Annotated in this window: 26 protein-coding genes; 17 read left to right on the top strand and 9 right to left on the bottom strand. The window is 46.5% G+C overall.

Annotated elements, in window-relative coordinates; genetic code table 11:
* Positions 1-35 precede the first annotated feature (35 nt).
* On the top strand, positions 36-686 hold the full coding sequence (gene syd / locus KV201_RS05245; protein ID WP_226058721.1) for a SecY-interacting protein: 651 nt from the start codon (positions 36-38) through the stop codon (positions 684-686).
* Positions 687-840: 154 nt separating this feature from the next.
* Here the strand turns inward: syd and KV201_RS05240 are convergent, their stop codons facing one another.
* Together KV201_RS05240 and KV201_RS05235 are read right to left on the bottom strand one after the other, a co-directional pair.
* The gene (locus tag KV201_RS05240; protein ID WP_006085230.1) at positions 841-1614 is read right to left on the bottom strand and encodes a Zn-ribbon-containing protein; all 774 of its coding nucleotides are present in this window, start codon (positions 1612-1614) and stop codon (positions 841-843) included.
* On the bottom strand, positions 1614-1997 hold the full coding sequence (locus tag KV201_RS05235; RefSeq protein WP_226058720.1) for a hypothetical protein: 384 nt from the start codon (positions 1995-1997) through the stop codon (positions 1614-1616). Before KV201_RS05235 ends, KV201_RS05240 begins: the two co-directional genes overlap by 1 nt.
* 163 nt (positions 1998-2160) lie before the next feature.
* Between KV201_RS05235 and KV201_RS05230 the strand changes: the two genes are divergently transcribed.
* Complete coding sequence (locus tag KV201_RS05230; protein ID WP_226058719.1) at positions 2161-2568, top strand: DUF3192 domain-containing protein; 408 nt, start codon at positions 2161-2163, stop codon at positions 2566-2568.
* A gap of 10 nt (positions 2569-2578) precedes the next feature.
* Here the strand turns inward: KV201_RS05230 and KV201_RS05225 are convergent, their stop codons facing one another.
* On the bottom strand, positions 2579-2812 hold the full coding sequence (locus KV201_RS05225) for a DUF2789 domain-containing protein (RefSeq protein WP_012588139.1): 234 nt from the start codon (positions 2810-2812) through the stop codon (positions 2579-2581).
* 149 nt (positions 2813-2961) lie between these two features.
* On the opposite strand from KV201_RS05225, the gene KV201_RS05220 reads away from it, so the two are divergent.
* Positions 2962-3609, top strand: coding sequence for a GNAT family N-acetyltransferase (locus KV201_RS05220; RefSeq protein ID WP_006085234.1), 648 nt, complete (start codon positions 2962-2964; stop codon positions 3607-3609).
* On the top strand, positions 3593-3898 hold the full coding sequence (locus KV201_RS05215) for a DUF962 domain-containing protein (protein WP_226058718.1): 306 nt from the start codon (positions 3593-3595) through the stop codon (positions 3896-3898). The genes KV201_RS05220 and KV201_RS05215 overlap by 17 nt, the downstream gene beginning before the upstream one ends.
* A 1726-nt stretch (positions 3899-5624) precedes the next feature.
* On the opposite strand, the gene KV201_RS05210 is transcribed toward KV201_RS05215, so the two are convergent.
* Positions 5625-6011: a DUF3301 domain-containing protein gene (locus KV201_RS05210; protein WP_006080967.1), complete on the bottom strand. Its 387-nt coding sequence runs from the start codon at positions 6009-6011 to the stop codon at positions 5625-5627.
* The gene (locus KV201_RS05205; protein ID WP_071939082.1) at positions 6008-7021 is read right to left on the bottom strand and encodes a DUF3549 family protein; all 1014 of its coding nucleotides are present in this window, start codon (positions 7019-7021) and stop codon (positions 6008-6010) included. Before KV201_RS05205 ends, KV201_RS05210 begins: the two co-directional genes overlap by 4 nt.
* Positions 7022-7183: 162 nt before the next feature.
* Here KV201_RS05205 and KV201_RS05200 point away from each other — a divergent pair, with 162 nt between their 5' ends.
* Both KV201_RS05200 and truC read left to right on the top strand, forming a co-directional pair.
* The gene (locus KV201_RS05200; RefSeq protein ID WP_107402275.1) at positions 7184-7504 is read left to right on the top strand and encodes a YqcC family protein; all 321 of its coding nucleotides are present in this window, start codon (positions 7184-7186) and stop codon (positions 7502-7504) included.
* On the top strand, positions 7491-8354 hold the full coding sequence (gene truC, locus KV201_RS05195) for a tRNA pseudouridine(65) synthase TruC (RefSeq protein ID WP_226058717.1): 864 nt from the start codon (positions 7491-7493) through the stop codon (positions 8352-8354). The genes KV201_RS05200 and truC overlap by 14 nt, the downstream gene beginning before the upstream one ends.
* Positions 8355-8565: 211 nt before the next feature.
* Here truC and KV201_RS05190 read toward each other — a convergent pair whose 3' ends face one another.
* Positions 8566-8760, bottom strand: a complete 195-nt coding sequence (locus KV201_RS05190) for a hypothetical protein (protein WP_006080971.1) — start codon at positions 8758-8760, stop codon at positions 8566-8568.
* Between the two features lie 121 nt (positions 8761-8881).
* On the opposite strand from KV201_RS05190, the gene KV201_RS05185 reads away from it, so the two are divergent.
* The 4 genes from KV201_RS05185 (at position 8882) to KV201_RS05170 (ending at position 13940) form a co-directional block, all read left to right on the top strand.
* Positions 8882-9346 (top strand): flavodoxin, encoded by a 465-nt coding sequence (locus KV201_RS05185; protein WP_107402272.1) that lies wholly within the window; start codon positions 8882-8884, stop codon positions 9344-9346.
* Positions 9298-10785, top strand: coding sequence for a PTS transporter subunit EIIC (locus tag KV201_RS05180; protein ID WP_226058716.1), 1488 nt, complete (start codon positions 9298-9300; stop codon positions 10783-10785). Before KV201_RS05185 ends, KV201_RS05180 begins: the two co-directional genes overlap by 49 nt.
* A gap of 165 nt (positions 10786-10950) precedes the next feature.
* A complete protein-coding gene (gene purU / locus KV201_RS05175; RefSeq protein WP_226058788.1) occupies positions 10951-11817 on the top strand; it encodes a formyltetrahydrofolate deformylase in 867 nt (288 codons plus the stop codon).
* A 191-nt stretch (positions 11818-12008) separates the two neighbouring features.
* A complete protein-coding gene (locus KV201_RS05170; RefSeq protein ID WP_226058715.1) occupies positions 12009-13940 on the top strand; it encodes an HD domain-containing phosphohydrolase in 1932 nt (643 codons plus the stop codon).
* 129 nt (positions 13941-14069) lie between these two features.
* Here KV201_RS05170 and dapD read toward each other — a convergent pair whose 3' ends face one another.
* The 3 genes from dapD to map are packed head-to-tail and all read right to left on the bottom strand — an operon-like array spanning position 14070 to position 18365.
* Positions 14070-14894 (bottom strand): 2,3,4,5-tetrahydropyridine-2,6-dicarboxylate N-succinyltransferase, encoded by an 825-nt coding sequence (dapD, locus tag KV201_RS05165; protein ID WP_226058714.1) that lies wholly within the window; start codon positions 14892-14894, stop codon positions 14070-14072.
* A gap of 21 nt (positions 14895-14915) precedes the next feature.
* A complete protein-coding gene (glnD, locus tag KV201_RS05160) occupies positions 14916-17501 on the bottom strand; it encodes a bifunctional uridylyltransferase/uridylyl-removing protein GlnD (protein WP_006080977.1) in 2586 nt (861 codons plus the stop codon).
* A gap of 33 nt (positions 17502-17534) precedes the next feature.
* Positions 17535-18365, bottom strand: a complete 831-nt coding sequence (gene map / locus KV201_RS05155; RefSeq protein WP_226058787.1) for a type I methionyl aminopeptidase — start codon at positions 18363-18365, stop codon at positions 17535-17537.
* A gap of 283 nt (positions 18366-18648) precedes the next feature.
* On the opposite strand from map, the gene rpsB reads away from it, so the two are divergent.
* The 7 genes from rpsB to ispC all read left to right on the top strand — a co-directional run bounded on the left by rpsB (position 18649) and on the right by ispC (position 24717).
* Positions 18649-19377: a 30S ribosomal protein S2 gene (gene rpsB, locus KV201_RS05150; RefSeq protein WP_006080979.1), complete on the top strand. Its 729-nt coding sequence runs from the start codon at positions 18649-18651 to the stop codon at positions 19375-19377.
* A 120-nt stretch (positions 19378-19497) separates the two neighbouring features.
* Complete coding sequence (tsf, locus tag KV201_RS05145; RefSeq protein WP_006085247.1) at positions 19498-20349, top strand: translation elongation factor Ts; 852 nt, start codon at positions 19498-19500, stop codon at positions 20347-20349.
* A gap of 68 nt (positions 20350-20417) precedes the next feature.
* On the top strand, positions 20418-21155 hold the full coding sequence (pyrH, locus tag KV201_RS05140) for a UMP kinase (protein ID WP_006080981.1): 738 nt from the start codon (positions 20418-20420) through the stop codon (positions 21153-21155).
* 21 nt (positions 21156-21176) lie between these two features.
* On the top strand, positions 21177-21734 hold the full coding sequence (frr, locus tag KV201_RS05135) for a ribosome recycling factor (protein ID WP_006080982.1): 558 nt from the start codon (positions 21177-21179) through the stop codon (positions 21732-21734).
* 82 nt (positions 21735-21816) lie between these two features.
* Positions 21817-22644, top strand: coding sequence for a polyprenyl diphosphate synthase (gene uppS / locus KV201_RS05130; RefSeq protein ID WP_226058713.1), 828 nt, complete (start codon positions 21817-21819; stop codon positions 22642-22644).
* A gap of 20 nt (positions 22645-22664) precedes the next feature.
* Entirely contained in the window at positions 22665-23522 is an 858-nt protein-coding gene (locus KV201_RS05125) for a phosphatidate cytidylyltransferase (RefSeq protein WP_006085249.1), read from the top strand.
* A 4-nt stretch (positions 23523-23526) separates the two neighbouring features.
* A complete protein-coding gene (ispC, locus tag KV201_RS05120) occupies positions 23527-24717 on the top strand; it encodes a 1-deoxy-D-xylulose-5-phosphate reductoisomerase (protein ID WP_226058712.1) in 1191 nt (396 codons plus the stop codon).
* Positions 24718-24749 lie beyond the last annotated feature (32 nt).

The following is a 24749-nucleotide window of genomic DNA, read 5'->3' as shown; positions in this document are numbered from 1 at the left end:
GGCGCACATTATACCTGAAATTGGATTGTGCTTAAGTGTCTTGTCTGCCCGCACTCGATAAATTTTTGCAAAACTACCATCAAGCTTACCTAACGAGTTTAGGTGAACTACCGCGTTATTACCCACAGGGTGAGCCTTCTGTGTGTATTCAAGGTGAATTTCATGCTGATCTTGATCAAGCCGTTTCTTGGCAGCCGGTTAAACGCGAAGTCGAAGGCAGTTTTGCCAATGTTGAGCATGCGCTTGAGTTGACTTTATGGCCAGAAATCAATCATTTTTACGGTCAGTATTTTTCTGCACCGTTATTGTTCGACTCAGAATGGGGCACGGGTGAGTTACTGCAAGTGTGGAACGAGGATGATTTTACCTGCCTACAGCAAAACCTGATTGGTCATCTGATGATGAAGAAAAAGCTCAAGCAGCCGCCGACGTGGTTTATCGGTTTGTTAGATGAGGGCGATAAAATGCTCACCATCAACAACAGTGATGGCAGCGTGTGGATAGAGCTTCCAGGTGAGATCCCCACCCAGCAATTGTCGCCAAGTTTAGCGGAATTTATTGAGGCGTTATCGCCACGAATAGCACCACCCGTTAAACATGAAGAACTGCCTATGCCCGCATTAGAACATCCGGGGATTTTTGCCAGCTTTAAACGTATGTGGCAAAACCTCTTTGGTAAACGTTAGTTGGCGTGAGCTTGACGCTATCTTGCTGCGAGTTCTCAGCCTTCAATCATGTTTAGCCAGAGCGTGAACGCTCAACCACACTTAGTTTGAGTGTGAACGCTCAACCTAAGCGTGGTTTATCTTAGGTTGAGGTCTTTGGCGGGATAAGATGATGTTACTGATGATCCCATGACAGATTCGATACTATGCGGCAAGGCTCGCAGCGAAAGTGGAACATATCCAATAAAGGTTCATCGAGTTTCCAATCATGACTGCCACAACGTGGGCAAGGTCGCGCTTTTTCTGAGGCCAAATCTTGGCCGCCGACGCGGTATAAGTAGTAATAGGTCGGGATTTTAGTGAGATATTCGATACGGCCGCGTAAATCCCAACCTCTACGAAATAAATCACTGTCTGGACTCGATAATTCCTCAAGTGCGGCAAATTCTGCTTTGGTGGCCGCCGCCATTTGTAACTCGTCACAGGCTTGCCATTCGCTCTGCCAACGGATAATGCGTTTGTGATCGCCATTAAAGGTTGCTGGGAGTCGATATAAAGGAATGGGCAATAGATTATCGCCGCTGCGCAGGGGCGAGCACATGTGCACAAAGCTGGTATACAGCAGTTGCCAGCTCGGTGTGTCGGTATTGCTGACCTCAGAATTAATGTCCTGACCGATAAACTTTTCCCGCGGCGCGAGTAGCTTAGCGTCGGTTAACTCTGCTAAGGCTTTTTTGACCCAAGGGCTGTGATATTTATGCGCTAAACTGCTTTTCTCTGGCATCAGTAAACGCACTCTAAACTCACCGTCATTAAAGGCGACCGCAAATTCTCGCCCTAAGATTTGGCCATTAGCTCGATAGGCTTCAAGGAGCTGATTAATGGCTTTTTCGGCGGCAGAAATCGTGGTGTCGGCGAAGCATTCGAAGCGTAGTTCAGTGACAAACATTAAGCGGTTTTTCCTTGGGATTCTAATAAGTTGATACGTTGTTTAAGTTCAAGCAGTTCGTTTTTCAATTGCATGATTTCTGCTTTTTGCTGCTCAGCATGACGTTCAAAATGCGTCTGTTGTATCTGCAGACGCTCGGCAAGCAGTATAAGCGTTAAGGTATCGTTAGTTGCAGCGGCTTCGGTTGTCGGGTTGATGGCTTGCAACTCGGCTAAACGCTCACGATCCGCCTTAGGCATAGATTTAAATTGCTGTAAGCCTTGGATCAATATCGGTAAAGGTAGGCTGCTACCTAAACGGGTTTTAATTAAGGCAAGGCTCGGTACTTTACCGCAGGCTTCGAGCGAACGTGCAGCCGCTAATACTTGGTCAAGTGGACTCATAATTAGCAAAATTCCTTAATTTGTTGAATGATTTAAACTAATCTCAAAAGGTCGCGTAATTTTTTCATTTAAAAACAGTGTGTTATCGTTTGGCATCTATTTTGCTTATTCTCCTGCCTAAATCGCTTTTTTAAGCAACAATAATAATCACACAGGATGTCACATGATTAACCATAAATTGAATAACAAACTTATCGCCATCACTTTTTTAGGGCTTGCAAGCTTAGGTCTTAGCGGCTGTGTGGTCAATGTCGGTGATGGCGAATCGGGTTGGGATAGCGGCGAATCATGGGAGAAAGTGCAGGATAAAAACCGCACTAACTTAACCAAACTGAGTTTAGGGATGCCCAAAGACCAAGTGATGATCTTAATGGGCACCGCTGATTTTAGTGAAGCCTACATTCAACAAAGTGCTCAACAAGGTGAATCGAATAAAGAAGTCTTAGTGTTGTTTTATCGTACCCAGCGCAATAATGGCGATGGAAAAACCACTAAGGACGAATGCACACCTATCGTGCTGAGCAACAATGCCTTAGTGGGTTGGGGTGAAACGGCTTACAGTAAAATTTAACCCGCGAGTTTTATAGCTTACGTAGCTGAGTATCGAGTTGCTCAATGGGCTCAGTCCAGAGGGCATCAGCTTCTAGGCCTTCGATGATAAAGCTCTTTTGAGCTGGGGTCCAAAAGGGCGCTTGGCTTAGATGGATGTGATGGTCGATATCATGGGTTGCAATAAACTGCGCTATGGCTTCATCGCTACTGTCTAAACCGAGTTGCTCGAATAAGTGGCTTAGGTCTACTGGAGTTGTATCCATCATTATTTCCTTTTCAGTATAGTGCCTTCGTTTAGAGTAAGCGCCTGATTGAAAAATGCAATCTATGATTAAAATTTGCACTTTTCCGTTTCCTTGGTAAATTAATTGTTACTCATAAAAAGTGTGAGCTAAGTCAAGGAATACTAATAATGGACAATGAAACCTTGGAAGACTGCCGTGCGGTCTATTTGACAGCGGAAGACTTACGCATTGCCGCCTCTATCCTCTATAACGCTTACCATGATGACCCTTTTTTTGTCGATTCACTTTTCACCTCAGATAAAGCTGCTTACGAGCAAAAACTGCGCGCCGCGATCCGCGAAGAACTCAATACGTTATGGCAACAAAAACAAGCACTCATAGGTTTATTTGACCATGAAAGACTGGTTGGTTTAGCCTGTGTGGTAACGCAAGAAGTGCCTTTGGGTGAAGGGCGTTACTGGCATTGGCGCTTGAAGATGTTGTTAGGTACAGGCTGGCAATCGACCCAAGCTTTGATGAAAAAAGAGTCCAGTATTGTCGAACTCTTACCCAGTAAGCACTGCGGTATTTTGCAGTTTATCGCCCTTGCACCAAACGAGCAGCATAAAGGACTCGGACATAAGTTAGTGCAAGCGGTAGTGAGTTGGTGTGATGAACAGCCGGATCTGGATGGCATTGGTGTGTTTGTCGCTCAAGAGAGCCATCTGCAATTATTTACCCAGCATGACTTTGTCTCTTTAGGCGAGCTCAATATCGGCAGTGTCCATGGTCAGTTATTATTCTATTCGGTTCAACAAGATGACTCACTCTTATAAACGGTTCGCCGATTTCTATCCTTTCTATTTATCCCAACACCAGCACCCAACTTGCCGGCAATTACACTTTGTTGGCAGTTGCTTAGTCCTGCTGCTGATTGGCATTGCCTTGGTTTCACAAGCCTGGTGGCTATGTTGGTTTATCCCGGTCGTTGGCTACGGTTTTGCGTGGGTGGGACACTTCGTATTCGAGAAGAATCGACCCGCGACATTTCAGTATCCCTTTTACAGTTTGATGGCTGATTGGATAATGTTTGCTCAGATGATCAGCGGCTTTTTTAAGCGTTAAAAAAGCCGTCCGAGTGAGATGCCCATGCCCGTGTGAGAGATCGCTTACAAACGCTGTAGGACATAATGTTTTCTTTTTGATTGTTTTTTGTTCTCTTATGTTTAATTTTAAATAGAATCATTTGCTTATGTTTATTTAGTTTATGTTTGACCGTAATTTCTTTTGTAGTCCGTTCTTTGAGCCGAACAAAAAAGTCATGGTTAACGTAGAATTCACTCATGGCCAAAGCAAATGGATAGCAAGGAAAGCGAAACAGGCCAAAGGGACGCAAGAAGCAACGAATTAAGATTTCAAGGTTGAAATCGCTGACGGTAGGAAAACTGTCATTCGCCTAGGATAGGCTAAGGAAAAGCAGGATTGCTTTTCAAGGATGATTAGAGACAGTGAGTTGTATCGTCAGGATGATGAATTTCAGGAAGAATACAGGACACGCTTAAGGATTAAGCATGAACTCGAGACAGGATGTGTCGAGACAAGGATAAAGTATAAGGGTGAACAGCTTGTACTACTCCATGGAAGACAAATTTTTGCAGGATGCAATAGGAAAAAGTCATAGGAAGTGACAGGCTCTGTAATATGGATTTACAGGTCAAAGGACTGAGTGTTATCTCACGCAAGTTTGATACACAGGGACGAAAAGGGATTACAGGGACGACGCAGGACGCAAGCAGACGCATGGATGGTGCAGGGAGCACAAATCGAGCAGGACGGCTTACAAAGGATAAATGGGGCGCACTTTAGTTGCGCCCTTTTCTTTGGTTCATTTTCAGTATTAATCTCGCTTTGCCAAGCTATAACGCTATTCACATTGACTTTATCTTAACTCTGCTTAAAGACTTATCATCGTAAAGCATGTTTACCAGTCTTACTTCTCTTATTGCCCAATAATTTACTCTCTGTGTGCTGGTCATGCGCCGAATGCTTGTCGAACTTTGAGCGATAGCGGTTTATGCATAAGTCCTCAGGGGAGAACATCTAGCGTTTTGCTTACTTTTGATTCGAATTGCCATCCTCCGTGTAAGAGATCTCTTACAAGTATGTAAGTAATTTGTAGGTTAAAAGGGTGGTTATGTCTTTGGGTTGGTTATTATTTATATTTATATCAGTCAGTTAGTCTGTTTTTTATCAGCTGAGCTCACCATTTTTGTTAACATTTTAAATAATCCGCAATGAGTACTTTCGTTGGTTGGCGTAGAATTCATCTTGTAGAAGGAATTACGGGCAACAGGATGTTGGCGATCAGGATGATCGAACAGTGACTAAGGAATGTGACTTAAGGAATGATAGGGATATGGGCCTTTCAGGATGAAAGAGAGCCAATACCAAGGAAGGGAGACTATCAAGGATTGATAGACTCATTGCATAGGATGGCAATGGCACATGGAGTGCAATTGAATGGATGCAATACCCGTTTCATGGATGATGATGGAACCGCTCAGGAAAGAGCAAGCTTGGGACTGGATGACCAAGATATAGGGAAGTACGAAAGTACAAGGACCTCAAGGATTGAGCAGGGATGAAGCAGGACGCAGATTGACGCATGGATGGTGCAGGGAGCAAAAAAATAGCAGGATAGCTTAACAGAGAATAGGAGGGCGTGGCTTTAGGGCCGCGCCCTTTCTTTTTTTATTTTTACAGCGAGTTATTTTGCAGCACCAGAGAATGACTGATTATTCTCTATTCTGGCGAACAGCTTATTTGGCATCTCATCTATAGTCGATAATACTTAATGACACTTGCCTGAGCTACAGCCGCTTTGCGTACCACAACCGCCAAATTTCCCCTGTGCTGTCGGCGCTTCTTGCCATTCGGGCTCTGGGAAGATAGGCCATTCTATTTTTTGAATTTTCTTACCTTGCATCCAAATATGGCCACTGTACTGGTTAATGCCGTCTGTGCTGAATTCAAATAAATATTTCGCTTTCCAACAAATCCCCGTGGTGCCGCCAATACTTGGGCGGGCGGTTTCCATTGCTATGGCTAACAGTTGCACTTTTTGTCGCCAACATTCTTTTTCGGCAAAAATGCGGCTCAACTCTGCCATTTGGCGTAACTGCCAAAAAAATGCGGCAATCACGACGAGGCCAATAATTAACAGTAAATCTGACATCATTTGCTTGCTGCCTTAAACAAACCACCTATGGCTTGTGATAGTTGAACGCTTCGATTGGGGTTTCTTAATTCGCCTAGTAGTTGATTGCGCAAACTAGGGATAGCCACAATATCAGCAAAGACCTGATTAAAAAAGGCTTGGGGCTGCAGTGCTAGGGCTTCTAAGTAAAGACTGCGACTTGAATCTTGTTTTAATACCGACCAGTTACGCCCGGCAATGCTGATGAGGGCATTGGTATCTAAAGAGGCTTGGCCGTGTAGATGTTCGAACGCTTGCTGGCTGTGTTTGGCGCTAGAAGCCAGAGCCCGTAGGAAATAAGCTTGGTGTTCTGGGGCAGCATCTTGAAGTTTCGCGAGAATTTTATCGGCGAGCGTGTCGCTAATCAGTAAGTGCTCAAGACACTGACATAGGGCGATTTGCACTTCGATGGCGGCAGTATCAAAACTCAATACTAAGTGCTGCTCATGATCAAATTCATTTGCGCGCGCACATACATCGGCTATGCCTTGCATCCCAATATGTTGCCATTGTGCTGGGGCTACTTGGCCTGACAGGTACTGCACGGCAAATTCGTATTGCGATGACGCGCGTTGGCCGAGTTGTTTACGAACGAGTGCGTTGAATACGGCGAGTTTTTCCTGGCTTGGCTTGAAGTTAAACGGATTATTTGCGAGTCGTTCTTGCTGCTCATCACTGAGTGGTTGAGTGGGATCTTGCCCTAATGCCGCTAATATCATTTCGATAAATTGTGAGCGCGGTGCCGGCGACAGTAATCCTTGCTCATCTAACGCCAGTTTTAGAAACCAAATAAAGTGTTGCTGGCTCGCATCCCAAAAGACGATAGCAAATTGCGCATGTCCTTGAATGGGGTAAGGATAAGGGGTTGCGAGAGATTCTATTTGGTGAAACGCGAGCATATCAATATGTTGCACCCTACGGCCAAGATCATACACTTGGAACTGGGTTTTGGCTGTGGTTAAAAACTGGCTTAAAGTTGTAATTTCAGTCATTTGGCTGCCATATCAATCAAAGAGGCTCAATAAATTGGCGCCATTATAGGGGGAAGTGCGTCTGGATGGTATGATTGCGGCACTTTAATCGACCTATTCGGCCTGTGGATTGTGGCAAGTTCCTCAATCACAATGGCTAACATGAGAATGGATCTGAAAGCTATGTTATACAGTCAAACCCAAGCTAAATTGGCTCAGATTGCCCAAGCGCTGCAAGCGGCCGAGTTGTGGTCTGAGCAGGCGCCTTCTGCCGCAGCAATGGCAAGCACAGCGCCTTTTGCCTGTGATCTTATGCCCCTTGAGCAGTGGTTGCAGTTTATTTTACTGCCTAGAATGCAGACTTTAATCGAAACGGGTGCGCCATTGCCGACGCAAATTGCGATAGCCCCTATGGCTGAACATGTTTGGCAGGATATGCCCCCGCGCCAAGCTCTGATTGGCGTATTGAATGAATTGGATATGTTGTTAAATGAATCAAGATGATATCTGGCTTGAAACGCCTGAAAATGCACTGAATGCATCCCAAGAGGATGATTCAGAAGCGCAGGCGCCTGAGATTGAAATTCTTTATGAAGATGAGCACTTAGTGGCAATTCATAAACCTGCAGGCTTATTGGTCCACCGCAGTTATTTAGCGCGTCGGGAGCGATTTTTTGCCATGCAGCTGACCCGCGACTTAGTCGGCTGTCATGTGTTCCCTGTACATCGTCTCGACAGGCCGACATCTGGCGTGCTCTTGTTTGCCAAGAGTAGTGAAGTGGCCAATGCACTGTGTGAGCAATTTGCCTCCCATACGATTGAAAAACAATATTTGGCTTTAGTGCGCGGTAATATGCATGAGAGTGGCATTTTAGACTATGCGCTTAAGGTTGAGTTGGATGAGTTGGGCGATAAGAATGCCGATCCTAACAAAGCCGCGCAGGAAGCTGTGACGGCTTATGAGCCATTACTCAATACTGAAATTCCGTATCCCTCGGGCCGATATCCCACTAGCCGATTTGCACTGGTACGCTTGAGCCCTAAAACGGGGCGTAAGCATCAGCTCAGAAGACATATGGCGCATTTACGTCACCCTATTGTCGGTGATACCACCCATGGCGACGGTAAGCAAAATGCGTTTTTCCGCGAGCATTTTGGCATTAATCGCCTGTGGCTTATCGCGAAAAAGCTCAGCTTCACCCATCCTGTCACTCAAGTTCGGCTCAGCATAGAAACCGAGCTCGAGCCTGAGTGGGAAACCGTGTTTGCCGAGCTAGGTTGGGACGAGGCGATCTTAAGTCAACAGGCTGAGTTGTTAATCGCCACGGATGAAATACCAGCTGGAAATGCGTAACTCATGACCTTAACTCAGACAATCTCAACTGAGACAATCTGGACATAATTGGCAGTCAGCCAAGTGAGTGGCATCAAAAGTCATTCGCTTGGCTTGGTTATTGACACTAAGCAATCGAATCAAAACTATCGAACCCATAACGGTCGAATCAACACTGTTCAATTAAAACGGTTCAATTAAAACTGTCCAATCAAAATGAGTCTGGCGGTAATTAGTCGAGGCGTTGCGGTGTTTGTGCGGTTTGTGGACGCAATTCTTGCATCATGACGGCTAAGGTTGAGAATCCAGAGGTAGGCGCGAGTGGCGATGTGAGATTTTGCTGGGCGGAGTGGAAATAATTTTTACGTCGAATATGGGTTGTTTTGTGGTGTTGCTTGAGGTGTTTTTGGCGGGTGGACTGTCGCATCAGATATTTCCTCATGCTCAATGACTTGATTTATAAAAATTTTGCGCCTTAGCTTGCCCATCCGCTGAACAATAAAGTAAGGTCAGCCTAATAAGGTTTGCAACGCAATGTGGAGTGTATCATGAAAAAGGTGAATCTGGTGTTTGGCACTGTCTATGGAAGTGCACAATTTGCCGCCGAAACCCTAGAGAAAGAAATGCAAGTTTTAGGTTATGATGTAACATTGTGGCAACCAAATGACGTCGCCAGCTTTATTCCTCCGCAGGATGAATTGTTAGTAGTGGTGACTTCTACGACGGGCCAAGGGGACTTACCCGAAGATATTCAGCCTTGGTATCATAATCTTAAAAATCTTGCGCCCTATTTGCCCGAGCTTAACTACAGTGTGATCGCACTGGGTGATTCAAGTTATGAAACCTTCTGCGGCGCCGGTAGGGCTGTAGATGTGCTCTTAAGTGAGCTTGGCGCTAAACCACTTGTAGAATTATTAGAAATCGATGCCTGTGAAACCATGGAACCTGAGGTTGAAGCGATAAAATGGCTAGAACGCTGGAATCAAGTCGTCAAAACCGAGCTCGTCGCTTAGGCAGTTTCGTTACTCAGCAGTGGTTTAAATTTGCCCAGCGCTTAAGCCAAGCGCTGCTTATTCCTATTGCCATTTTACCCGCCGCAGGGGTCATGCTCGGCCTCACCGTTAGCCCCATTCCTTTTATGCCCGAAGAGCTGACAGTGTTGATGTTGGCGGTGGGCAAACTCATTTTCGCCATCATGCCGATGTTATTTGCCGTGGCGGTCGCTATTGGCTTTTGCCGCGATCAAGGCATTGCTGCCTTTACGGCGGTGTTTGGTTATGGGGTGATGACGGCGACATTAGCCGCACTGGCCGATTTGTATCGACTCCCAACCCAACCTCTATTGGGAATGGATACCTTAGATACGGGGATTGCGGGCGGCATGATGCTCGGCGGTATTACTTGTCTTGCGGTGCGCTGGAGTCAATATATACGTTTGCCTGCGATTTTCTCCTTCTTTGAGGGACGCCGCAGTGCATCTTTGCTGATTATTCCCTTAGCGATGGGCTTAGGTTATGTACTCGCCCATGTGTGGCCACCCTTAGCGCTATTGATTGAGCGTGTATCTGACTGGGCGGTTTATCAAAAACCGGCCATTGCCTTTGGTGTATATGGCGCGCTAGAGCGGTTACTTATTCCCCTTGGGTTGCACCATATTTGGAATGCGCCTTTTTACTTAGAAGTGGGCCAATATCAGTTATTAGGACATGAAGTCGTCCGTGGTGAGGTGGCACGTTATTTAGCGGGCGATCCGCAGGCGGGAAACCTTGCCGGTGGTTATCTGATTAAAATGTGGGGATTACCTGCGGCGGCACTGGCAATGTGGCGCTGCGCCGATCCTTCTGAGCGCAATCGCGTGGCGGGCATTATGCTCTCGGCGGGGGCGGCCAGTTGGTTAACTGGGGTGACTGAACCTATCGAATTTGCCTTTATGTTTGTGGCCCCAATCCTATTTATTATTCATGCCTTACTCACTGGGCTCGCTTATTTTGTCTGTATCATGCTCGATATTCACCACAGCATAGTGTTCTCCCAAGGGCTGGTGGACTTTACGTTGTTATTTCCATTGTCCCGTAATGCCAGCTGGTTTATTTTCCTCGGGCCTTTGACCGCCATCATATATTACCTGTTGTTTAGGTTGAGTATTTTAGCCTTTAATTTGAAAACGCCCGGCAGGCTTGAGCATAACGACCGTGACAGTAAAGGACCAAAAGAAAGTTTACGGGCGATTATTGCGGCGCTTGGTGGGCGTGACAATATCGTTGAACTCAATGCCTGTTTAACTCGGTTACGCTTGAGCGTACATAAGCCTGAGTTAGTCAATAAGGTGCGTTTGAGTCAGTTGGGTGCTAAGGGCGTGATCGTTATGGGCAAAGGTGTGCAGGTGGTTTATGGCACTAAGGCCGAAACCCTGCGTAAAGTATTGCAGCGTTACTTAGATACTCGCCGCTAGGATTGTGTTTTTACAAAATTAACTGCTTAATTTTTACATTTTATTGATTCAAGCCTCTGAAATGTCATTTTTATTTTCGCATTATAGGATTTTCATGCTGTTCAGCACGATTTGCTATGGCAAACTCGATGTAGGGACAATATAGGAGATCCAACTTTGCAACAAATGACTGAAACTCGCGGTAATATTTCGCCATCCATAGAACGTAAAATTTTACTGACGGATTGCGCCGATGCCCAAGGCCTCATCGCCAAAATCACCAGTGTTTGTTTTACTCATAAACTGAACATCATTAAAAACAGTGAGTTTGTGGATAATGCCCAAGGGCGTTTCTTTATGCGAACTGAGTTAGAGGGCATTTTTAATAGCGAACAGTTATTGCAGGATCTGCGCGACGTGCTGCCTGCTAAGAATCACATGACCTTGGTCAGCGCCGGCAAGAAACGCATTGTGGTGTTAGTGACGAAAGAAGCGCACTGTTTAGGCGATCTGTTGATGAAAGCTTATTACGGTGGTTTAAGTGTCGAGATTGCCGCTGTGGTGGGCAACCATGATGCGCTGCGCGAACTGGCCGAAAAATTTAACATTCCCTTTCATCTGGTGAGTCACGAAGGCTTAGACCGAATTCAACACGAGCAAGCACTGTTGGCTGCGGTATCTCAATACGAACCCGATTATTTAGTCTTGGCTAAGTACATGCGGGTATTAACGCCTGATTTTGTGGCGCAATATCCTAATCGCATCATCAACATTCACCATTCTTTCTTACCAGCCTTTATCGGCGCAGCACCCTATCGCCAGGCCTGGGAGCGTGGGGTGAAAATTATCGGTGCGACGGCGCATTTTGTGAATAATTGCCTCGATGAAGGGCCGATCATCAAGCAGGACGTGATTCCCGTCGATCACAGTTATAGCGCCTTAGAAATGGCGCGTGCAGGGCGCGATGTTGAAAAGAGTGTGCTGAGCAAAGCGCTGCAGTTAGTGCTTAACGAGCAAGTGGTCGTGTACGGCAATAAAACGATCGTCTTCTAAAGCGAAGGCCGTCGCGCTAAGGTAATGACAAGCGTAGCGATAACATGACATTCAGCTAAGCCTATTTTAATCCGCGTATGTCATGGGATCAGCTATCATTATGTTTATTGGAGATTTTATAGTGCTCACATTCGGGCGAATATCACGCTAAAGCGTGTCGCCCATGCTCTAATCAAAGACTGGAGTACTGGATGTCAACTAGTCAAAGCCTTATCGTTGGAATGAAAGACTTGCCCGATAGTTTGAATTTGTCTTGGGCACAGCTTGATGAGCAATTTCGCGTGCTACGGATGAGCCAAGCCTTTTACAGCCGTTGCAAACGCTCGGCGGCGCAAATCATTAATCAACCTATTAGCCAACTATTTAGTGCCTTTAATGCCGAGTTGTGCGCCGATATCGTGAGGCGACGTGGGCAAGAGATAGGTTTTCAGTTACAAGACCATAGAGGCATACGTGTGCATCTCGCACTGCATTCCTTGCCTGAAATGGGATGGTATTTGATTCTATCCGACATCAATTTTGAAGATCCGCAGATGAAGGAGCTGCATTCGGATTATCGCCGAGCGATTCAAGCCAGCGATGCTTGGCTGCAACACATTGAAGATGTGATTAAATCCTCCCAAGAAGAAGTGTTTAAAGTTGCCGTCTCCAAGGCGATGTCGCTCACCGGCAGTCGATATGGGTTTATTCTGCTGCATAACGAAAAGTCAAAAACACTTACGCTCGCAGCACGTTCTGATTACCCCCCCGCCGAGGCGAATCAAGCCGATTTCATCGAAGATAATACCCAAGTGTCAGAACTTGAAAGCCGCGTATGGCTTGAATGCGTGCGAGATTATAAGCCTATTATCCAAAATCAAACCGACTCCCAAAGGCGCTTAGGGGATTTGCCCTTAGATAAACTGTTACTTGCAGGGCGTTATTTGGCGGTGCCGATTTTGTTTCGCAGCCGCTTGGTCGGCATAGTGTGCGTGGTCGACCGTAACGAGCCCTATAGTCGCAATGATGCAAGATCATTACTCACCTTCGCCAGCATCCTATGGCACACCATCGAACTGCCGCGCACATTACGGGCTGTCTCTCGCCAGTCCAAAATCATTAAATCGCAAAAAGAGCAGTTATCTCAGTCGTTAACCCAGCTTATTAGTGCCATTTCTGAGGCATTGGAACTAAAAGATGCCTATACCGCAGGGCATCAAAAGTCGGTGGCGCAATTAAGTTATTTGATTGGTGAGAAATTAGGCTTAGATCCACTGCGTCTCGAAGGACTGAAAATTGGTGCCTTAGTCCATGATATCGGCAAGTTGGCCATTCCATCGCAGATCTTGACCAAACCTTCGAAGCTTTCGAAAGAAGAATACGCATTAATACAGACCCATCCACTCCATGGCGCTGAAATTATTGAGGATGTGGAGTTTCCTTGGCCCATCAAAGAGATGATTTTACAGCATCATGAGCGGCTCGATGGCTCAGGTTATCCCGCGGGGTTAAAGGATAAAGCCATTCTCTATGAGGCGAAAATTATTGCCGTAGCCGATGTTGCCGATTCGATATTATCCCACAGGCCCTATCGTCCATCTTTGGGGCTGGAGAAAATGACCGAAGTGCTGCGTGCGGGTAAAGGGACACTGTTTGATCCTGAGATAGTCGAAACATGTTTAGAGATTTTGATTAATCGTGAGTTGAGTATTAGCGACCATATCGGCGCTGCGCCTCTTGAAGCTCTAGTTACGATTTCCCTCGACCATGAGTTAGTCGACGTTAAGCGTTTGCTTACAGCCGCCCACGCTAAGGTGGCCGTGGTATTGGATGAACAACATAAGATACTCGGCGTGATCACTAGTCGCTTGCTGGAACATTGGTTTAGCCCATTACTTGGCACAGCGGCTGAGCGTGAACAGGATAGGGCATCACTGCATAAAAAAGCCCATCAGATCATGCAGCATTCGGTACCTATCATCAGTGAGGTGGCCACATCGGAAGATGCCTTATTGCAGTTGAATCTTTTGGACTCAGAATATCTTGTGGTAGTGAACAAAGCGCAGCAGCCATTGGGGATTATCGGCTGGCGGGCTATTGCCATGACGAGAAATGCATTTCGTGAAGTTGAGCGCTTGATTTAAGTGCCTTATTAAACACTTTATTTTTAAGCCTGATAATGACAGCGCAACTATAGGCTAAATTTTACCGACAATAAAAAAGATGCCCTCGGGCATCTTTTTTATGGAACTCATGTTATCGAACGAATACTGTTAATCAACAATACGTAGTAATTCGTTGATACCCACTTTACCGCGGGTTTTTGCATCCACTTTCTTAACGATAATGGCGGCATAGAGGCTGTACTTGCCACAGGCAGAGGGCAGGTTGCCAGAAACGACAACGGAACCTGCTGGTACACGACCGTAATGCACTTCACCAGTTTCGCGATCATAAATTCGAGTGCTTTGGCCGATATACACGCCCATAGAAATCACTGAGCCTTCTTCAACCACAACGCCTTCAACAATCTCTGAACGTGCACCGATAAAGCAGTTATCTTCGATGATGGTTGGGCCCGCTTGTAATGGCTCAAGTACGCCACCAATACCTACACCGCCAGATAAATGCACATTTTTACCGATTTGTGCACATGAGCCAACGGTCGCCCAAGTATCAACCATAGTGCCTTCATCTACATAGGCACCAAGGTTTACGTAAGATGGCATCAACACGGTATTTTTACCGATGAATGAGCCTTTGCGCACAGTGGCTGAAGGTACCACACGAATAGCTTCCGCTCTAAAGCGGGCTTCATCATATTCGGCAAATTTTAACGGCACTTTGTCGAAGTATTTGGTTTCGGCGCCATCAATAACCACGTTATCGAAAATACGGAAGGACAGTAATACCGCCTTTTTCAGCCATTGGTGTACATGCCATTGTCCGTCGATTTTCTCGGCGACACGGACTTCACCTTTGTCGAGCATATTGATGACATTTTGCACATCGTCACGCACGCTGGCGTCAACTGTGCTTGGCGTGATGTCGGCGCGAGCTTCAAAAGCCGCCTCAATACGTTGGCGTAAAGCCTCCATTTACTTCTCCCACTGGTCTCGTTAATTAACTGATTCGATATTCTTTGCACTCAAGGCACTGATTAAAGCGTCCCTGAGGGTATTTTCCTGGGTTTCATTAAGCTGCAGGCCATCGTTGGTTTGCAGCATAAAAAAGTCTTCGGCTCGCTCACCAATGGTGGTGATCTTGGCCGCGAGTAACGTCGTGTTGCAACGGTAAAAGATATCCCCGACTTTTGCCAGTAATCCTGGCGAATCTAAGGCGATAAGCTCCATCATACTTGTACCATGACGACTGCTTTCGAGGAAACTTACTTGTGTCGGAACATTAAAAGGTTTCATCTTGCGCGACAGTTTTCTAAAGCGTGGCAGTTTTGGACTGTCGCTCGACAGGGCTTTTTCGAGCGCCTTACGGATACTTTGAATACGTGACAGCTGGCTAACGGGCGCGCCATCTTGCTCTAAGATCACAAAGGTATCGAGGGCATAATTATCTTTTGACGTCATGATGTTGGCATCATGGACGTTGATATTTTTATTGTCGAGTACCGCCATCACAGTTGCGAACAATTTAGGTCTGTCTTGGCAATAGACAAATAACTCAGTGCCACCACGAGTCGTGTGTTTGGACACTAAGACTAAGGGCTCATCCTGTTGTTTATGCTTTAAAATCGCTTCGGCGTGCCACGCGACTTGATTGGGCTGGTGGCGTAAAAAGTAATCTGCCTTGAAACGTTGCCACAGGGTATCGAGATCTTTCTCTTTCAGTCCACGGCGCAGCAGTTCTTTTTTCGCCTTGGCTTGGTATTCACGTACTCTGGCACGAATGTCGACGGGTTTTTCTTTACCACGGGCGAGCACCCTTTGGGTCGAAAAGTACAAGTCGCGCAGCAGTGAGCCTTTCCAGTTGTTCCACGTTTTTTCGTTGGTGGCGCAGATATCGGCGACGGTTAAGCAGTACAGATAGCTTAAATGCACGGCATCGCGGACTTTATTGGCAAAATCGGCCACCACATCGGGATCGGAAATATCTCGGCGCTGAGCAGTAACAGACATCACCAGATGATTCTCAACCAGCCAAGCGACTAGACGACCATCGTGATCGTTTAACCCGTGTAGCTTACAAAAGGCGAGGGCGTCGGCGCCGCCAAGTTTACTGTGATCGCCACCGCGGCCTTTGGCGATATCGTGGAAGATAGCGCCTAATACCAGTAAGCCCTTTTTCGGCAGTTGGTTGATGAGAATCGAGCCTAGGGGAAATTCTTCTTTTTGTTCGGCTTGAGAAAAACGCTCAATATTGAGCAGCAATCTGTGGGTATGTTCATCGACTGTGTAGGCGTGGAACAGATCAAACTGCATCTGACCTTCAATATTTCGCCATGCCGGTAAATAGGCCGATAACACGCCGTGTTTGTGCATTAAAGACAAGGCAACAATGCCGCGAGGATGGCGCAAAATTTCCATAAAGGCTTGGCGGCAAAGCGGGTTTTCTTGCAAGGCTTGCGGCTGGGCGCGTCTTGCACGGCGCAGTGAACGCAGTGTTGGCGCGTAAATGCCTTTGATGTTGGAGTTTTTAGCGACCAACAAAAATAGCCGCACAATTTCTTCGCCGCTATCGAACAGATCATCACTGAGCGCTTCGATAAAGGTGCCGCGGCGCTGGTAGTGTTTGTCTATCGATTGAATTTCTAAGGCTTTTGTGTGCCCCAGCGTTGCGCGCTTAAAGAGCTGCAACAGCATTTCGTTCAACTCCATCACTCGGCGCACCGTGCGATAGTAGCGCTTCATCATCTGCTCAACGGCAAGCTGGGTGGCGTCTTCATAACCCATAAGTTCGGCAACTTGGCGCTGCACATCAAACAGTAAGCGATTTTCATCGCGACCGACCACCATGTGCAGGGCAAAGCGTAGCTTCCATAAAAAGTGCTGACATTCGAGCAGCTCTTCTAATTCACCGGGCTCTAAAAAGTCGTATTGAACTAATTCTTCGAGGCGAGCGGCGCCAAAGTGACGCATGGCCACCCAAGCAATGGTTTGAATATCCCTAAGGCCACCGGGACAACTCTTGATATTGGGTTCTAAATCGAAGGCACTGGCTCTGGCATGGCGGGCATTTTGTTCGTCACGCTTAGCGATAAAGAAGTCGCTTGAGGTCCAAAAGTCACTCTGACGAATGGCATCGTAAAGTTGGTCGAATAAAAACTCGGGTCCTTCGAGCAGTCGTGCCTCTAACAGGTTAGTGGCTATGGTGATGTCTTCACGGCCGAGAGTAATAGTGTCGTTTAACGTACGGACACTGTGGCCAATTTCGAGATTTGCATCCCACAGAAAGGCAATAAACTGACTGAGTGCCGCTTCGGCGGCGGGTGACAATATATCATTAAACAGGAACAGCAAGTCGACATCTGAGTGGGGATGCAGCTCCCCACGGCCATAGCCGCCTACGGCAATCAGGGAAATATCAAATTCCCTTAGACCGTGCTGTTCCCAAGCTTGCTTTACAAGGGCATCGACAAATTGACAGCGCTGCGTGACTAGCTCTTCAATCGGGGTTTTAGCCTTGAAACTGGCTAAAAGAGTCTGATTCTGTTCGATTAATGATTGTTTAGCGAGCAGAGCTATATTCATCGAGTCCCTTGTTTTTATTTTTGTTGGTTTGGCCTATCGCTCGTGATTGATGATGCGTGGGAAATCTTCATCCTCACGCAGGGTAAGTACTTCAACCCCTTTTTCAGTCACAAGTAGGGTATGTTCCCACTGGGCAGAATTTTTACCATCGGAGGTGGTAACCGTCCACTTATCATCGCGATCGAGTATGGTCGTGTGGCGACCGGCATTGATCATAGGTTCAATAGTGAAACACATGCCTGGGCGTAATACTGTATTATCGCCGTTGCGGTAATGCATGACCTGAGGTTCCTCATGGAAACCTGAGCCAATACCGTGGCCACAATAATCTTGCACGATGGAATATTTCTCAAGGCCTGTTTTGCTTGCTTTGATGAATTTTTCGATAGTATTGCCAATTTCACCCAGTTTTAGGCCCGGACGCACCTTACGAATGGCCAAATACAGGCTTTCTTGCGCGATGCGGCACAGACGTTTGTCCTTCGCGCTCACTTCACCGATTAAAAACATCATCGAGGTATCGCCGTGATAGCCGTCTTTAATCACTGTGATGTCGATATTGAGGATATCGCCTTCTTTCAATGGTGGGTTGTCGTTCGGAATACCGTGGCAAATGACATGGTTTACAGAAGTACAAATGGACTTAGGAAAACCATGATAGTTAAGCGGCGCCGAAATCGCACCTTGCTCTTCGGTATATTTGGCACAGAGGTCATTGAGTTCATTGGTGGTCACGCCCGGCTTAACGTGCGGAGCGATCATTTCTAATACTTGTGCGGCAAGTTTGCCCGCAGCACGCATTTTTTCAATTTCTTCAGCTGTCTTGATGACTATACTCATTGCGTTTTCTCTTGTGTCTTTAATGTCTGTTGGCCACGCAACCTAATGCAAAAATTTGTGCTTTAGGGCTATTTATGGTATAAAGCGCGCCGTTATGTTTAAGTCTTGATGAATTGTCCAAGCCAGCTTTTGCTCTGCTTAGATACTTGCAAGACTAAAGATGGCGGCCATTATACATGGCTATTTGTCTAAATACTAAATCACACACGTGTCGACACATTCTTCGGGGTGCCCTCAGTTATCAATTGCGGGGTCGAAGACATGGGATGCGTGGAGGTCTAACCCCCTAAATTTTAAGGTAATAGAAATGACTACAGTTTCAATGCGCGATATGCTTCAGGCCGGTGTCCACTTCGGTCACCAAACCCGTTACTGGAACCCAAAAATGAAGCCATTCATTTTCGGTGCTCGCAACGGTGTTCACATCATCAACCTTGAGCATACAGTGCCAATGTTCAATGAAGCGCTGGCTTTCATCAGCAACGTAGCTTCAAAGAAAGGTAAAGTATTATTCGTTGGTACTAAACGTGCTGCTGGCGAAGCGATCAAAGAATCTGCTCTGTCTTGTGATCAGTTTTATGTTGATCACCGCTGGTTAGGCGGTATGTTGACTAACTGGAAAACTGTTCGTCAGTCAATCAAACGTCTGAAAGAACTAGAAAGCCAATCAGTTGACGGTACTTTCGACAAGCTGACCAAGAAAGAAGCGCTGATGCGTACTCGTGAGCTTGAAAAGCTGGAAAAATCTTTAGGTGGTATTAAAAACATGGGCGGCCTGCCAGACGTATTATTCGTCATCGGTGCTGACCATGAGCATATCGCTATTAAAGAAGCTAACAACCTGGGTATCCCTGTTGTTGCAGTTGTTGATACTAACTCTGCGCCAGATGGTGTTAACTACATCGTTCCTGGTAACGACGACGCTATGCGTGCTATCCGCCTGTACACTTCTTCTGTTGCTGCTGCTGCAAAAGCTGGCCGTGGTCAAGATTTGGCTGTTCAAGCTGAGCAAGACGGTTTCGTAGAAGCCGAATAATAATAAGGCGCGATGATTATCATCACCCTTATTAACCAAGATTTTTGATTGGTTAACAGGGGCCATTCGGCCCCTGTTTTATATCTGCAAATTAGTCGATTTTTTATAGAGGATTTAACAATGGCAATTACTGCTGCCCAAGTTAAAGAACTGCGCGACCGTACTGGCGCAGGCATGATGGATTGTAAAAACGCTCTGACAGAAACTAACGGCGACATGGAGTTAGCAATTGACAACATGCGTAAGTCTGGTGCTGCTAAAGCTGCTAAAAAAGCGGGTAACATCGCTGCTGACGGTACAATTCTGATCAAGAATGGCGAAGGTTTCGCTGCGCTGTTAGAAGTTAACTGTCAAACTGACTTCGTTGCTAAAGATTCAAACTTCTTAGCATTCGCGAACGCAGTATTAGATGCCGCTGCTGCATCTAAAGTGACGCTTGAAGATTTAAAAGCACAGTTCGAAGACGCACGTGTTGCGTTAGTAACTAAAATCGGTGAAAACATCAACATTCGTCGTGTTGAGTACATCGATGGTGCAAACTTATCTTCATACCGTCACGGTGAGCGCATTGGTGTTGTTGTAGCCGGTGAAGCTGACGAAGAAACCTTAAAGCACATCGCAATGCACGTTGCTGCTTCTAAGCCTGAATACGTGAACCCAGAAGATGTTCCTGCAGAAATCGTTGCAAGAGAACAAGCTCTGCAAATCGAAATGTCAATGAACGAAGGCAAATCGGCAGAGATCGCTGAGAAGATGGTTCTTGGTCGTATGAAGAAGTTCACCGGTGAGATTTCTCTGACTGGTCAAGCTTACATCATGGAACCAAAGAAAACTGTTGGCGAAATTCTGAAAGAGAAAGGCGCTAAAGTCACTAACTTCATTCGTTTAGAAGTGGGTGAAGGTATTGAGAAGAAAGAAGAAGATTTCGCAGCTGAAGTTGCTGCTCAAATCGCTGCTTCTAAAAAGGCTTAATCGCCAACGCTAAATACCCCCAAGACCGCGGCAATAGCTGCGGTCTTGTTATGACCAGGATAAAAATTATGAGCACCAATCCAAAACCCGCATTTAGACGCATTCTTCTTAAATTAAGTGGCGAAGCACTGATGGGCGACGAAGGCTTCGGCATCGACCCTAAAGTATTAGATCGCATGGCTCAGGAAGTGAAAGAGCTGGTTGAGCTGGGTATTCAGGTGGGTGTGGTTATTGGTGGTGGTAATCTGTTTCGCGGTGAAGGCCTAGCAAAAGCAGGCATGAACCGTGTGGTGGGCGATCACATGGGTATGCTGGCAACGGTTATGAACGGCTTGGCAATGCGCGACGCCTTGCACCGTGCCTATGTTAATGCCCGTCTGATGTCAGCTATCCCGTTAAAGGGTGTGTGTGACGATTACAATTGGGCTGAAGCGATCAGCTTGCTAAAATCTGGCCGAGTGGTTATTTTTGCTGCCGGTACAGGTAATCCTTTCTGCACGACCGATTCTGCGGCCTGTTTACGCGGCATTGAAATCGAAGCTGAAGTTGTGTTGAAAGGCACTAAAGTCGACGGTGTATACTCCGAAGACCCAATGAAGAACCCAGACGCCGTTAAGTATGATGAAGTGACTTATGCGGAAATTCTGGAAAAAGAATTAAAAGTAATGGACTTAGCAGCCTTTACTATGGCGCGTGATCACGACATGCCTATTTTAGTCTTCAACATGAACAAGCCTGGCGCTCTACGCCGCGTTATCATGGGTGAAGAAGAAGGCACGCTGATCAGAGCGAAAAAAGTTATTTAATGACCAAGAAGGACATTTAACGTGATTGAGAACATTAAGAAAGATGCGCAAGAACGCATGGGTAAATGTGTAGACGCAACTAAAAACCAAATGGCAAAAGTGCGTACAGGTCGTGCCCACCCAAGCCTGCTTGATTCAATTCAAGTGTCTTACTACGGTACTATGACACCACTGAACCAAGTGGCTAACGTGGGTGTTGAAGACTCTCGCACTCTGTCTGTGACTGTATTCGATCGTAGCGCTATCCAAGCCGTTGAAAAGGCCATTATGAGCTCAGATTTAGGTCTGAACCCTATGTCTGCAGGCGCGACATTACGTATTCCATTACCCGCGCTGACTGAAGAACGTCGTAAAGACTTCATCAAAGTGGTGCGTAACGAAGCTGAAAACGGTCGTATCGCCATCCGTAACGTACGTCGTGATGCCATTTCTGAAGTGAAAAAACTTGAGAAAGCCAAAGCTTGTACTGAAGATGATGTTCGTCGCAGCGAAGAAGAAGTACAAAAGTTCACCGATGCTCACATTAAAAAGATTGATGAGATTTTAGCGGCCAAAGAAATTGAGTTGATGGAAGTCTAATCTCAAGTTCGATAAGCTAGAGTTGATGCGCCGTGTAGGGGTATACTACACGGCGTTTGTCTATTTTAAAGGGCTGTATTAGATGTCATCCACAGTGGAACTTGATCCGCACCCTAGGACGAGTGAGAGTGATTTAGACACTCAAACGACCTTGCCGGGACAATTACCCGAACTCGTGAAACAGTCGTTACCTAAGCATGTTGCCATTATCATGGATGGCAATGGGCGCTGGGCACAAACCCAAGGTAAACCACGAGTGTTGGGACATAAGGCCGGTGTTAAGGCCGTTAGAAGAGCCGTAAGCACGGCAAGCCAATTGGGCATTGAATCGCTAACGTTATTTGCATTTTCTAGCGAGAATTGGCGAAGACCCGATAAAGAAGTCAGCTTGCTGATGGAATTGTTTTTTACCGTTTTACAGCGCGAAATTAAATTGCTGCATAAGAATCAGGTTAAGCTGAAGATTATTGGTGATATCAGCCGGTTTTCGGCGCGATTACAGAAGCAAATTGCAGCTGCGCAAGAGAAGACATCAGGCAATACTGGCTTGGTTCTGAATGTTGCCGCTAACTATGGTGGCCGTTGGGACATACTTCAAGCAGCCCAAAAATTAGCGGAAAAGGTCGAAACTGGCGAAATGACCAGCAGTCAGTTCACCGAAGAAGCCTTAAGTGCACATTTGTGCATGCAAAATCAGAGTGAAGTTGATTTAATGATCCGCACGGGCGGGGACTGTCGCATCAGCAATTTTGTGCTGTGGCAGGCGGCCTATGCAGAATTGGTGTTTACCGACACCCTTTGGCCTGATTTCGATGAACAGGCTTTTCATGAAGCGATTGCCATTTTTGCAAGTCGCCAGCGCCGCTTTGGTTTGACTGGAAGTCAGATTGATGAGATGCGTGCATTGTAAAACCTCATGAGGGATTTTTTTTGCTAAAACAACGAATAATAACAGCAATTTGGTTAGTTCCATTAGTTTTGGGGGCGATATTTTTACTCCCTGCCAACTACTTCGCTTGGGCCTTGGTTGGCGTCTTTCTCATTGCAGCAAAGGAATGGGGAAGAATTATCGATAATCAGTGTGACGTCACCCAGTGGAGCTTCACTTGTACGGTCGGTATCTTGTTAGTGGCACTTAATCTGATTGTGCCAATCGATGCGGTTTGGTTAAGCCATCAGTTACACCCTATTTATTTAGCCATTCTCTACATTGGCGCACTTTGGTGGTTAGCCTCACTATTATTAGTGGTGACTTATCCGAAAAGCGCTAAGTTCTGGCAAAAGAATCCTATGTTTAAGTCCATGTTTGGACAGCTAACCTTAATACCTTGTTTTGTCGCCCTGATCGCGCTCAAATCCATTAGCTCGCAAGCTTCGCCTTATTACGGCCCTGTGTTGGTGTTATTGGTGATGTTGATTGTGTGGGCCGCGGATTCAGGCGCTTACTTCGTGGGCAAGGCGATAGGTAAAACCAAACTGATGCCAGCGGTAAGCCCAGCTAAAACGCTTGAAGGTTTACTCGGTGGTTTAGTGACCACTATGATAGTGGTTGGTGCGGTGATGTATTATTCGCCTGAGCAAGAACTGGGCTTAGTTGTGGCCGTAACCTTATTTGTTGCCTTAGTGTCAGCACTGGGTGATTTATCTGAAAGTATGTTTAAGCGCGCGGCCTGTATCAAAGATTCTGGCACCATTTTGCCAGGTCACGGCGGCGTGCTCGACCGCATCGACAGCCTGACAGCAGCCTTGCCGGTGTTTACCCTGATCTACATTGCATTCTGGATGTAACGCTATGCAAAATATGGTGATTTTGGGTGCTACCGGCTCTATAGGTGCCAGTACCTTAAGTGTGATCTCGGCTAATCCATTCGCTTATAGCGTGTATGGATTAGTGGCCAACGCGAGTGTTGATAAGATGCTTGCACTTTGTTTGGCGCATAGACCGAAAGTGGCGCATATGGTGGATGAAGCGGCAGCAAAACAGTTGCGTGCCGTTTTACCTGCGACGCTCAATATCCAAGTCACCACAGGCATGAACGATTTACTCGGTTTAGTGACCGCTGCCGAAGTGGATACCGTGATGGCGGCGATTGTTGGGGCTGCAGGGCTAGTACCGACGCTTGAAGCCGTAAAGGCGGGTAAGCGGGTATTACTGGCCAACAAAGAAGCCTTAGTCATGTCAGGTGAGCTGTTTATTGAGGCGACTAAGCGCTCTGGCGCAGTGCTCTTGCCTGTGGACAGTGAGCATAATGCCATCTTCCAATGTCTCCCCCAGGAAGTGCAAGCCAACCTTGGCCGTTGTGACTTAGCGGCATCGGGTATTTCCCATATTCTGTTAACCGGTTCTGGCGGACCTTTCCTGCGGTCGGATCTTGCGACACTGGCCGCCATGACGCCTTCCCAAGCCTGTAAACATCCTAATTGGTCCATGGGACCTAAAATCTCCGTCGACTCCGCCACTATGATGAATAAGGGCTTAGAGTTTATTGAGGCACGTTGGTTGTTTAACACTCAGGCTGAGCAACTTAAGGTGGTTATCCATCCGCAAAGCGTGATCCACTCTATGGTGCAGTACCGTGATGGCTCAGTTATTGCCCAAATGGGTAACCCAGATATGCGTACGCCTATTGCCCATTGCATGGCTTATCCGCAAAGAATTCATTCTGGCGTTGAACCTTTAGATTTTTTCAAAGTCGGACAGTTAAGCTTTTATGAACCTGATTTTGAACGTTTCCCCTGTTTGGCTCTGGCAATGGACGCGTGTGCCCAAGGCCAAGAGGCGACAACTGTGTTAAATGCAGCCAATGAGATTGCTGTTGAAGCGTTTTTACAGGGACAAATTGGCTTTACTCAAATTGCAAAAGTGAACGAAGCTTGTTTAGTGACTGTGCCTAAGCGCCCTATGGGCAGCATAGAAGATATTTTAGCCTTAGATGCGCAAACCCGCGTCTATGCGCGTGAGACCTTAGCAAGCATCGCTTAGCAATCGCTGAGTGATTAAATTAATGACGTAAG

This window comes from Shewanella sp. SR1 (genome assembly GCF_020447145.1).
Taxonomy (GTDB): Bacteria; Pseudomonadota; Gammaproteobacteria; order Enterobacterales; family Shewanellaceae; genus Shewanella; species Shewanella baltica.
This window is presented reverse-complemented; position numbering and strand designations above follow the sequence as displayed.